The following is a 12,625-nucleotide window of genomic DNA, read 5'->3' as shown; positions in this document are numbered from 1 at the left end:
TGTTAGTTAGTTGTTTTATTTGGTGATTTGGTTCTTGCACTGTATATATCATTCAAAACGACTGCTTCATCGTAAACAGCTAGCTCCAAAGACTCACCATCAAGCAATACGATTGATACTTCTTCACTCGTCACGTTAATTTTCAATAAGCGTCCTCGATAATTGATATGGAAAGCATAATTCGTCCAGTTTTCTGGCAAATAAGGTCTAAACGATAGTTGTCCGTTAACCGTCTGCATTCCTGCAAAGCCTTGAACAATCGTCAACCAGCTTCCTGTCATAGAGGTGATGTGCAACCCATCTTCTGTATCATTATTATAATTATCTAAATCCAATCGTGCCGTACGTTCATAAAATTCAACAGCTTTGTCCATTTTGCCAATATCTGCTGCTAAAATCGCATGGATACTTGGAGATAAACTAGACTCATGTACCGTCATTGGTTCGTAAAAATCAAAATTACGCTCAATTTCTTCCATAGTGTACATTTCTTTAAAGAAGTAGATTCCTTGTAAAACATCTGCTTGTTTAATAAAAGGCGAACGAAGAATCTTATCCCATGACCATTTTTGGTTTAATGGCAGATCTGCTACATCTAATTCAGAAACTGGACGCAATTCTTTGTCTAAGAAAGTATCGTGTTGAACAAAAACTTGCTCTTCTTCATCATAAGGATAGTACATTTTCTCAATGATTTCTTGCCATTTCCCGATTTCTTGTTCGGTTACTTGTAAACTTTCTTTTTTGTCTGCTGACAATAGTAAAGATTCTAGCGTATATTTCAATGTCCAAACGGCTAACTTGTTTGTATACCAGTTGTTATTGACATTATTTTCGTATTCATTCGGACCAGTTACGCCATGCATCATGTATTGGTCTTTTCTGCGGTTATAATGTACACGGTCTGCCCAAAAGCGACTGATGCCTACTAACACATCCAATCCTTTTTCTTTTAAATAGCTTTCATCGCCAGTGTAATTTGTGTAGTTGTAGATAGCATAAGCCATCGCACCATTACGGTGAATCTCTTCAAAAGTGATTTCCCATTCATTGTGGCATTCCACGCCTGTGAAGGTTACCATTGGGTATAAAGCACCTTTCAAACCTTGTTGTCTAGCATTGTGTTCTGCTTGTGGCAATTGATTGTAACGGTAATTTAATAGATTTTCTGTAATTTTTGGATCTGCTAAAGCTAAATACAACGGTACAGCATATGCTTCAGTATCCCAATACGTTGCTCCACCATATTTTTCACCAGTAAAGCCTTTAGGTCCAATGTTCAATCGTGTATCTTCACCATAATAAGTTGAAAACAATTGGAATAAATTGAAACGAATGCCTTGTTGAGCAGCAGGGTCTCCACCGATTTCAATATCAGCTTTTTTCCAACGTTCTAACCAAAGAGATTCATGGCGCATCCGCAATTCTTCAATTGATAATTGATCAACACGTTTACTGATTGCTTGACTTTGCTTTTTCACATCTTCTTTGTTGTAGTCACGTGAAGTCGTTAATACAATTCGTTTTTCAATGACAGCTTTTTCTCCAACGGCTAAAATTCCAGCATACGTTTCTGAAACTTTCATTTCAGAAACAAAATTTGTTGTTTTTTCTAAATTTGTAACGTGATTTGACATTGTAGCGCCCACTGTAAACTGATCAATACCAAAATCATTCGGTTTTGTTTCAATAACTAAGCTAGTCGTTTCTTGAGAAATAGGCAACCAAAATTGTTCATCATAATTCGAATCTTCATTAGTTACATTTCCATCAAGAGCTGGAATCACTTCTACTTTCACTTGATCGGATAAACTGGTCACTTCCATTTTAATGGCACACAGTTCTTTTTGATCCAAACTGACAAAGCGTTCTACAACAACTTGAACTTTTTTACCGCCTTTTTCTACTAAGTAGCTTCTTCTCAAGATTCCATGTTGCATATCTAATTCCAACTCAAAATTGGTTACTTTATCGGTATATAAATCAACTTTTTCGCCATCAATCAATAAATCAACTTGGATAAAGTTCATCGTATTAATTACTTTACCAAAATATTCAGGATAGCCATTTTTCCACCAGCCGACACGTGTTTTATCTGGATACCAAACGCCACCGATATAACTTCCTTGATGATGGTCCCCTGAATAAGCTTCTTCAAAATTACCCCGCATACCCATATAACCGTTTCCAATACTTGTTAAACTTTCTTGTAAGCGACGTTCTTCTTTATTCAATTCTGTTGTTCTAACTTTCCATTCATCTATCTCAAACAATTGTGTATATGACATTTTTTTCCTCCTATCGCAGGAATTGCATAAAAATTATTTTCGCAATTCACGCTTTCTTTATTAGCTAACGCAAGTTTAAGCGCAAACGATTGCATTGTCAATTTGAAAAGGATAAAACTTTGTCTCTCCTAATGAACAGAGTTAAAGAAACACTGATTTAAAGCAATTCCGTTATCTTGTTACCGGTAACAAGATAACGATTACTTTAAACGGTTGCATTTTTTTAAATCAAGCCGTATATTTAAAGCAATCGTTTGCATAGCGAACTTTTATTCATATTTATATTCACGAGGAGGATTTTAAAAATGAAAAAAATTTTTTCATTTGATTTTTGGCAGAAATTAGGTAAAGCGTTAATGGTTGTTGTGGCTGTTATGCCAGCAGCCGGATTGATGATTAGTATTGGAAAAATGATTGCCATGTTCAGTGGAGACATCACCCTAGTTCTGACAATCGGTAGTGTTATGGAAAACCTAGGTTGGGCTATTATTGGTAACCTACATATTTTATTCGCAGTTGCTATTGGTGGTTCTTGGGCTAAAGAACGTGCCGGTGGAGCTTTCGCTGCTCTTTTAGCTTTTATCTTAATTAATATGACTTCAGGAGCTATCTTCGGAGTCACTTCTGATATGTTATTAACTGAAGGCGCTACAACGTCTACTCTATTCGGACAAACAATCCCTGTAGATGGTTACTTTACATCTGTTCTAGGCTCACCTGCTTTAAATATGGGTGTGTTCGTCGGAATTATTTCTGGATTTGTGGGAGCGGTTGTATTCAATAAATATTATAATTACCGCAAATTACCGGAAGCCCTTTCTTTCTTTAACGGAAAACGTTTTGTACCTTTCGTCGTTATTTTATGGTCTGTAATTATTTCAATCGGATTGGCTCTTGTATGGCCGGTCATTCAAACAGGAATTAATAACTTTGGACAATGGATTGCAAATTCTAGCGAAACTGCACCTATATTCGCACCATTTATCTACGGAACATTAGAACGTTTATTGCTTCCATTTGGTTTACACCACATGTTGACTATTCCAATAAACTATACCGCTCTTGGTGGTACTTACACTGTCTTAACTGGTTCTGGTGCTGGTAGTCAAGTATTCGGACAAGATCCATTGTGGTTAGCTTGGGTCAGTGACTTAGTGAACTTGAAAAATGCTGGCGATACTACTGCTTATAATGAATTATTATCTTCTATTACTCCTGCACGTTTTAAAGTTGGACAAATGATTGGTGCAGCTGGTACGTTATTAGGTATCGCATTTGCTATGTACCGTCGCACAGATAAAGACAAACGTTCAAAATACAAATCAATGTTTTTATCAGCTGCTATAGCTGTTTTCTTAACAGGTGTTACTGAACCTCTTGAATTTATGTTCATGTTTGCTGCTCCTGCTTTGTATGGAGTATACGCTATTCTTCAAGGTGTTTCATTTGCACTGGCAGATGTAATTCATTTACGTGTTCACTCATTCGGTACGCTTGAATTCTTGACACGTATCCCAATGTCTGTCAATGCCGGATTAATCTGGGATGTTGTTAACTTTGTTATCTCTTGTGTGGTATTCTTCTTCTTGGCATACTTTATTTCATACTGGATGATTGGCAAATTTAAATTTGCTACTCCAGGTCGTTTAGGAAACTATATCGAAGAAACTGCTACTGAAGATGGAGCTGCAACTGAAGGAACTCCTGCTGGCGCAACAATTTCTGCTGATGCACAAGTTAATGGTATCATCGAAGCTCTAGGTGGAAGTGAAAACATTTCAGATGTAGATGCTTGTATGACACGTTTACGTGTAACAGTTAAAAATCCTGATGCAGTTCAAGATGAAGCTGCTTGGAAAAAACTAGGCGCTTTAGGTTTAGTCAAAAAAGGAACAGGTATTCAAGCGATTTACGGACCAAAAGCTGATGTATTAAAATCAGATATCAATGATGTATTAGGAGTGTAATTTTTGAAATTTTTAACGTTAAACACACACAGTTGGATGGAAAAGGATCCTTTAATAAAATTGAAAAACTTATGTGATGCGATTACTCGTCAGTCATTTGATGTGATTGCCTTGCAAGAAGTCAATCAACTTATGACTTCTGCCCTAGTAGACCAATCATTATTGGTTACCTTTTCAGCTACGAACAATGAGCATCCTATCAAAGAAGATAACTTTGCGTTCTTATTGCAACAAGAACTGCAAAAGAATGGATTGGAGTACTACTGGACGTGGGAACCTTCACATATCGGTTATGACCGGTATGATGAGGGTCTGGCTGTTTTGAGTTTGAATCCGATTCAAGAAACTCGCTCTTTCTTTGCTTCAGAAAATACGGCGTATAATGACTATAAGAGCCGAAAAGTTATTGGCATCAAATCAGAAAATCAATGGTACTTTAACGTGCATTTAGGTTGGTGGCAAGATAAGCACGACCCTTTTCCAGGTCAATGGGAAAAATGCACTGCACATTTCGCTACTTTAAAAGAACCAATCTTTTTACTTGGCGATTTCAATAACCCAGCTCATATTAAACAAGAGGGTTATGAGTTAGTCACACAAAATTGGTTTGATACTTATCACTTAGCAGCACAAAAAGACACAGGTTTTACGGTGGCAGATGCTATCGATGGTTGGTCCGAAAATCAAAGCGGCTTAAGAATCGATTATATTTTTGCCAATCAACCGGTAAAAACAATTTCTTCTCAAGTAATTTTTAATGATAACAATGAACCTATCATTTCTGATCACTTCGGCATTGTCGTCGAAATAGCAGATTAACTACTACAAAAAGACTAATTCCCTAATTGAGCTTTACTCGATTAGGGAATTAGTCTTTTTTTTTGCTTATAAAGTTGTTAACTCATTTTTCTTTCAATTACTACTTATAACCCTTCTATTTCTATTGAGGTACAGGAATGATTTCACCTGTCTCCAGTAGACAAAGATAGGCTTCCGTTACTTTTTTATTTAAAATAGATTCTAATGCAGATCGATATAAATTCATTTGACCTTTATACTTCTCTAGCATATTTTTTCCTGCTTGTGCTCCATAATGACTGACTCTATCTGTTTTATAGTCAAATAAAATAATGTGGTCTTCCAACTCGATATAGCCGTCAATAATTCCGTGAATCAAAATTTTATCTTCAGCATCGCCGTTCATATCTGTAAAGATTTTTTCAGCTTCTAGTAAAAGTGAGAACGGTTCTTCACGATGGACTTCTTTTGAATAGTCTAAAATCATATTTCCCAGCGGTGTAGCGAAAAATTGAACCAGTTGTCCTACATTGACTTTTGAAGCAACTTCTTCTTTTAAAACGCCAGCTTTGATTAGAGAAGCAATGAGCGCTTCAAGCGACTCTTTAGTTGGCTTGGTAGCTAAGTCAACTGCTTGCATAACTGAGTGAGTTGCTGTACCTATCTCTGCATTAGAAGGTACTGTCAGTTCCGTCATAAATAAAGGACGGTCTAAACTGTCTTCAACATACCGGTTTCGGTTTCTAGGTTGACTGACATCAATTTTCACCATTTGATCACTATCCGGTTCTTCAAATAATCGTTTAATTTCTGAAACAGACTGATAGCTCGTTGTATGTGAAGCTCCTTCATGTTCATAAGTGTAATTCATCAAGGCTAACGCTTTTTGAACCGTTTGATGGATGGATTCATCGGTTGGAGTTTTTTCTTGCTGCTCGTCTAATTTTTCTAACCAGTTTTCATCTAAATCCACATCTTTTGAAATCAGTTGTTCTTGAATCACACTTTCATCGTAAAAATGAACAGCAAAATGAGCTGAATGGTTTGTAATAGTGCCATTGCGAGCTGTGAAAGATGTAAATTCATTTTCGCTTGAAGGATGGCGAACCAACGCTAATCCGATCCACTTCATTAAACTTCCAGCTGTAAACCGAATATCAGCTGGCAAAACAGTAGGCGTATGAGAACTAACGACGCCCCATTCTTTCCATGCAGCTTCTTCATTTTTATAAGAACCCACTAAGAATAATTTTTCTTCTGCTCGGGTCAACGCAACATATAACTTTCGCATTTCTTCGGATAATAATTTCGTTTTCTTTTCAACTTTTAAAGCCGTTTCTGGCAAAGAAGGATACCGGATCCGGCGCTCCAAATCTTTGTAATCAGTCCCCACACCGTATTGTTCATTAAAAACATAACTTTTCTTGATGTCTTGGAGATTAAATTTCTTCGTTAAATCTAAGACAAATACAACTGGAAATTCTAACCCTTTACTCGCATGAATCGTCATGACTCGAACTGCGTCTTCATCTTCAGATATAGCTGTGGGTTCTGCCAAATCCTTATCTTTTTCTTGCATTTTCTCAATAAATCGAACAAATTGAAACAACCCTTTGAAACTAGTTTTTTCATAACTAGCTGCACGTTCATATAAAGCGTGTAAATTCGCTTTCCGCTGTTTACCAGAGTTCATTCCTCCGACATAATCCAGGAAACCTGTATCATCATAAATTGCCCATATAAGTGCGACTAAGTGGTCACGTCGAGCAAGCTCACGCCATTTGTTCAAGCGAGTCAAGAAGACATCGATTTTTCCATATAAATTTGTCGTAAAGCGGCTGGCTTTTTCGATACCTGGATAAGTTTGATAAAATGTTTTTAACGCATCGTAATAATCACCCGTTTTTTGACTAATCCTAATTGAAGCCAATTCATTTTCATCCAATCCCACAATTGGCGAACGCAAGACAGCTGCCAAAGGAATATCTTGATAAGGGTTATCAATCACTTTTAATAAAGACATCATGATGGTGATTTCAGTCGTTTGAAAATAATTTTGCGTATCATTTACTTGCAATGGAATAGACAGTCGTTTAAACATCTCCATCAATACCAAGTTATTTTTTTTCGTCGGTGTTAACAAGACAATGTCTTTGTAACGGATTGGCCGAGTTGTTTTAGAACGTTTGTCATAAATCGGAAATTGGGTTTGAATGAGCTCTTGTATTTTCTGGCCAACCATTAATAATTCGCCTTCTGTTTTATCTTCAATACGCATATCCCAATTGACTGATTCCGTTTCTTCACTGTCCTCTTCGCTATCAGTTGTTCCTTTTTCATAGATCAACAATTCAGGATGGTGTTTTTGCAGTGCTGGAAAACCAGAAAACCCTTGGACCAATTGAGCAGCTTCATCGTAATCCATTTGTCCAACCGCTTTATCCATCAGTTGTTCAAAGATTAGATTCGTGAATTGCAAAACTTCTCCTCTAGAACGGAAATTTTCAGCTAATATAATTCGTTCACCAGATTGATGGTGTCCATATTGCTCATATTTTTTTAAAAACAATCCTGGGTCAGCTAAACGAAAAGAGTAAATGGACTGTTTGACATCTCCTACCATAAACAAGTTTCCTTGATCCGATTGATCATGTGCTAACCAGCGTAAAATATTTTCTTGCAGCTGGTTGATATCTTGGTATTCATCTACCATAACTTCTTTAAATTTATCTCGGTAGTGCATGGAAGCTTCTGTTGGAACCCAATCCTGCTTTTTAAATTGAGCCAAAATTTGCAGCGTCAAATGCTCTAAATCATTAAAATCTAATAGATTTCGTTCATCTTTACGTTGACGATAGGCATCGGTAAAAAGCTGCGTGACTCTTGCTATCTCTTCTACAAGCGGTGCGGCATTTAACATAAGATCAATTTGCTCTTGCGGTGAAGCAGAAAAATAATCATTGGTTAATTCTTTGAATCGATTTTTATACTGATCTCTTAACAGCTTCATTTCTTCGGCCGTCTCTTTTATCGCTTCATCAGTACCTTTTTTGACAGCATTCCACCGTGAGAATTCAAACTGTTTGCTGTAATTGTAAGCTGTTTGATAATCGTTTTCGTTAATAGCCAGTTGTATTTCTTGCAGAGCTGTCCATTCTATTCGAATTAAAGCGGTTTGTTTTTGCAATTCCTCACTGCCTTCACCTAATTGAGCAGCCGTTTGTGACAGTTCAACTAGACTGTCTAGTACCGACAAAATTTGCGGTTTTAACAGTTTTTTAAATAAAACGCCATTGGTTAAATCATTGCCTTCAACCTGGTACAAATAAGACAATTGCTCCAACCAAGCTTCCGGTCTAGGATTGGCTCTTGAAAATTCATACAGCGAGAAAATCAAATCGGTTAAGCCTGCATCACTTCGATCATTAGAGTAAGAGGCTGTTAAAGATTTGAACAACGTATCTTCTTCTCCGTATAACTCTTCTCGTACATCTTCCCAAACGCTTTCCTTTAATAGCAAAATCTCTGTTTCATCCGTCAACAAACGAAAGATAGGGTCTAAATTGATCAAATAATAATACCGGCGAATAACTTGGAGACAAAAGGCATGTAGTGTACTGATAGAAGCTTGATTGATCAACGTCACTTGTCTCGTAAGGTGCCGTTTTAATTCCATGTCACTTTCGGAAGTGACTGATTCTTGAATGGCCACTTGTATTCGTGCTTTCATTTCTTTGGCTGCAGCTTCTGTATAGGTCACAATCAGCATTTCATCCACATTTGTGCCAGCTTTTATTTTTTCAATGACCCGTTGAACAAGAACGGTGGTTTTTCCTGAACCAGCCGAAGCTGATACAAGTATATTATGTCCTTCTTCATAGATAGCCTGCCACTGACCATCTGTAAAATGACTATTTTCAGGTTTTAGCGGAAGTGGGTTCATCATTCTTCATCTTCCTCCTCTTCTTGCATTTTCTTAAGAATATCTTCTCTTTTTAATGACTCCATCCGGCGGTAATTATTTTCTGGCAACATCGCATCAAATTGAGAAACAGCGCGCAATGGTCCATTAACAGTTGGGATAAATTGTCTTTTTTCATAGAAAGGATTTAAAGTCGTTACACCTTCGACTATTTTATTACCGGCATCGATAATCAACTTTTTATTGTGCTGACGCAAAGCTGTCATTTCATTTAATGTCACAAATTTAGTAGACTTTAACGCTTCACTTTTCAGCTGATTAAAAGGGTAAACGAGTGAAGCAGTCGTTGGTTCAATCGTTGGATCTAGCGACAGCAACATCGCTTCGTCTTCAAGCAACAAACCATCCATTTTATAAGACTTTAATAATTCCTTGATATACGCATCTTCATCTAAAAAAGTTCCTTTTTTCATAAAAGGATTGGATACATGTAGATAAAATGCGCCAGCTGGTTTAGCTTCGTGCCCAATTAAATCAACCGCATTTTGAAGAGCAGTATCCAAATACGTAATCATCTGCATCGCTAAACCATAATAAGCATCCTGGTAATTGAATTTATGTGCACTTGACTTATAATCTACTACGCTTAAATAAGATTCAGTTCCTACTGTCATGGCATCTACTCGGTCGATTTTCCCTCGCAAATAAAGGGTTCCTCCATTATTAAGTCGGAAAGATAAACCTTCGATACCTGTTTGATTTGCTACATGTCCAAATAACACTTCAGTTTGGATATTTTTCATATTCGTGCGTCGACTTTGATTGCCAATGACCCACACCATTTTCTTGATGGTTTGCCCTAATTGATCACGAATATATTTCATACGATTAGACGCATTTAAGATAGAAAATTTTGGTTTGCCATAAAGTTCCGTCAAAACTTCGGTTGTCAGTTCTTCAAGCATCTCTTCATTCAATTGATTAAAGCTGAGATTTTTTTGAATAATTGTTTTAAATAAATGATCCAATGCATCATGGAAGAATTCTCCTGTACCCGCTGGCGAAAGCTCAAAAACATCTCGTTCTTTTAATTTCAACCCATAAGTCAAGAAATGACCGTAATGATCCGCGTAAAAAGCTTCTAAACGCGAAACAGATAAATACAAATCTTTGCCATATAAATCTGTCGCAATCGTATTTCTTAACGGCATTGGTACATTCTTTTTAACTAAACTGACAAGCAAATGATTAAAATCGCGTGCCACTTGTTTATCTCGTTTAAAGAACATGTACAGATTTTGCCAAAATGCATTTAATTGCCCTTTTTGGTCTTGCTCCTTGCGTAAAACCATCAATAACTGGCTGATAGTTGTTTTCTTTGTACCTACAAAATCCAACAATTCATTGCCAGTCGGGTCTTCTAAAGAAGTAATATCCATGAGTTTAGCTTGAATAGGAAGTTGGAATGCTTTTGCAATTCTATCTACATAAGGCGATAATTTCGGCCCATTTTTCGTTTCATCACTAGTCGGATAACTAAAAATCAGTTTTTCTGAAGAATCTAAGAATGCTTGATAGGCAATAAACGGTTCAGAGGCCATTACGGCTTCAACAGTTGGTTTTAAATACTGTGTTTCATCTAAGAAATAGGAAAAGAAATCTCGGTCTTCTTCAGTTAAGATGCTTTTATTTTCCGTCTTAGCTGGCAAATGAGCATCTGTCACGCCTAACATAAAAGTCACTTTTGCTGTACCAATTCTCGTTCCTTCAATTCCTGAAAAAGTCACTTGATCAATACTTGGTGGAACCATACTGTAAGTGGCATTATCGAATCCAGTCATTAAAATGGCATGGAAACTATCTAAATCAAACGGTTCATCACCTAACACTTCTACATACTCATCTAGCAGTTGCAAAAAAGTTTGCCACGTTTGTTCATGTTTACGTGCTTCTTCAAGATTATTGTCTTCAATAGCTTGGTCACGCCAAAAGCCTATTTGGTCATTAACGCCGACCGTTTCCATAAATAAATAGAGTTCTTTAGCCGCATCTTTGCTTGTTTTAGCCTTTTCTAATCGTTTGAAAAACGGAACTAACAATCCTGAGACAGCTGTTTTAATCGAATTTGCCGTTTGTTCAATACGTTGATCATTATCTGACTGAAATTCGGCATCTTCATAAAAGTAGCGTGTATAATGCCAAGGTTCCGTCTTCGTCCAGTGGTAGCCTTCGTAGCCATATGCTAGTAAAACATTCTCGGTAATATCCACTTTTTCGCGATACTTTTGTGCACGCTCAACCTGTTGACTCACACGTTGCGCTCGTTCTTTTGAAAGGGATTCTTGCTCTTCAAACGCAGGAATCACTAATTCTGTTCTAAGCAGCCGCATCACATCTGCGTAACGCCAATTGCGTTTATAAATACTGACTAATGCGTCAATCACTTCAATAAGTGGATGTTGATTCATCAATTCTGCACTATCAATGAACAATTCAATTGCATGGCTCGTAAATAGCGGTTCTATGATAGCTAAATAATCATCCATATTACGAGTCAAGACTAATATATCCTTATATCGGTAATGTCCCGTCGCAACCAATTTACGAATTTCTTTCGCCACATGTGTAATTTCTGCTTGTTTATTTTCTGCGGCCCATACCTCAATACAGTTGCCCATTGCATCAGAACTTGCTAAAGAGACAGTGGTTGCTGGTGAAAGTTGGCTGGTCTCTACCCAAAAATCTTCCAATTGATTTAATTCCTCACAATAAGATGCATCTTTTTCTTGAATCACCTTATCTTTATAAACAGGTACATTATTTTGGCGAGCCAATTGATACAGTTTGTAGTAAGTTGTCCCTGATGTTTGAAACAAATTATGCATTTCTGGTTTTTCAACGGCATAAGCTTTATCTGTAGTCAAAGCAATGGTTACTTTTTTAGCAGCTTTCATTAACGCCAAAATAAGCGCTTGTTCTTGAGCCGTAAATTGATAATAGCTTTCAATATAAATGGTTGTCTCAGATAAATCTAATTCTGTTACTTTTTGGATTAAAGCAGACACAATATCCTCAGATTCGATATATTTATTTAGTAACGCCGCATCAAATGCTTGGTAAATTAATGACAAATCTTGTAATTTCAATTTGAAGTCAGTTTCTTTAGGAGAATTACCTAAATTAAGAATCATTTGATCTAAATCAATTTGTGTAATCCGACCGCTCCGCAGTTCTAAAAATAAATCGGTCATTTGCTGAACGAAGCCCTCTTTACGGACTTCACCACGATAAATAGTTAATTTTTCTTCGTGTTCAATCAATAATTTACGAATCAGCATGGATAGCCCAGTCGTTGTTAACTGAGGTTTAGCGTAAATATCCGTATCTTTTAACCAATACCAGGCTAATCGTGTAAAACTAAATACTTGTAAATGCATCATACCCATCATCGGTTTATTTTTAAAATAAGGGTATTGACTCAAACTTCCCAAAACAGTCATTTCAGCTTGAAATTTAATATGGTCCGGCACTAAATAAAAAATGGACTCTTCAGTATGGTTAGTCAGACTTTCGGCTATTTCATCCAACAGTACCGAACGTTTATTACGATTGGCACGACCTAAAACAAATTGTAATCCCATAGTGTTTCA

4 protein-coding genes and 1 pseudogene are annotated in these 12,625 nt (G+C 36.8%); 2 read left to right on the top strand and 3 right to left on the bottom strand.

The window, feature by feature from the left end; all coding sequences use genetic code 11:
• Nucleotides 1–2: 2 nt before the first annotated feature.
• Entirely contained in the window at nucleotides 3–2,288 is a 2,286-nt protein-coding gene (locus tag BP18_RS05720) for a glycoside hydrolase family 65 protein (protein ID WP_007722784.1), read from the bottom strand.
• A 305-nt stretch (nucleotides 2,289–2,593) separates the two neighbouring features.
• Here BP18_RS05720 and BP18_RS05715 point away from each other — a divergent pair.
• Together BP18_RS05715 and BP18_RS05710 are read left to right on the top strand one after the other, a co-directional pair.
• Nucleotides 2,594–4,246: pseudogene (locus tag BP18_RS05715) on the top strand (PTS transporter subunit IIBC); the annotation flags it as partial.
• 12 nt (nucleotides 4,247–4,258) lie between these two features.
• Nucleotides 4,259–5,074, top strand: a complete 816-nt coding sequence (locus tag BP18_RS05710) for an endonuclease/exonuclease/phosphatase family protein (protein WP_029277451.1) — start codon at nucleotides 4,259–4,261, stop codon at nucleotides 5,072–5,074.
• A 121-nt stretch (nucleotides 5,075–5,195) separates the two neighbouring features.
• Here BP18_RS05710 and addA read toward each other — a convergent pair whose 3' ends face one another.
• Nucleotides 5,196–8,999 carry a helicase-exonuclease AddAB subunit AddA gene (gene addA, locus BP18_RS05705; RefSeq protein WP_029277452.1) on the bottom strand — a complete coding sequence of 1,268 codons (3,804 nt, stop codon included), beginning with the start codon at nucleotides 8,997–8,999 and terminating at the stop codon, nucleotides 5,196–5,198.
• Nucleotides 8,996–12,616: a helicase-exonuclease AddAB subunit AddB gene (gene addB, locus BP18_RS05700; protein WP_029277453.1), complete on the bottom strand. Its 3,621-nt coding sequence runs from the start codon at nucleotides 12,614–12,616 to the stop codon at nucleotides 8,996–8,998. The genes addA and addB overlap by 4 nt, the downstream gene beginning before the upstream one ends.
• Nucleotides 12,617–12,625: the final 9 nt, after the last annotated feature.

It is taken from the genome of Carnobacterium jeotgali MS3, from assembly GCF_000745125.1.
GTDB classification, from domain to species: Bacteria; Bacillota; Bacilli; order Lactobacillales; family Carnobacteriaceae; genus Carnobacterium_B; species Carnobacterium_B jeotgali.
The sequence above is the reverse complement of the archived record's forward strand: the minus strand, read 5'-3'. Positions and strand labels throughout refer to the sequence as shown.

Coding starts and splice junctions, on each gene's coding strand:
- addA (WP_029277452.1), bottom strand. CDS start 8,999: ATGATGAACCCACTTCCGCTAAAACCTGAAAATAGTCATTTTACAGAT.
- addB (WP_029277453.1), bottom strand. CDS start 12,616: ATGGGATTACAATTTGTTTTAGGTCGTGCCAATCGTAATAAACGTTCG.
- BP18_RS05720 (WP_007722784.1), bottom strand. CDS start 2,288: ATGTCATATACACAATTGTTTGAGATAGATGAATGGAAAGTTAGAACA.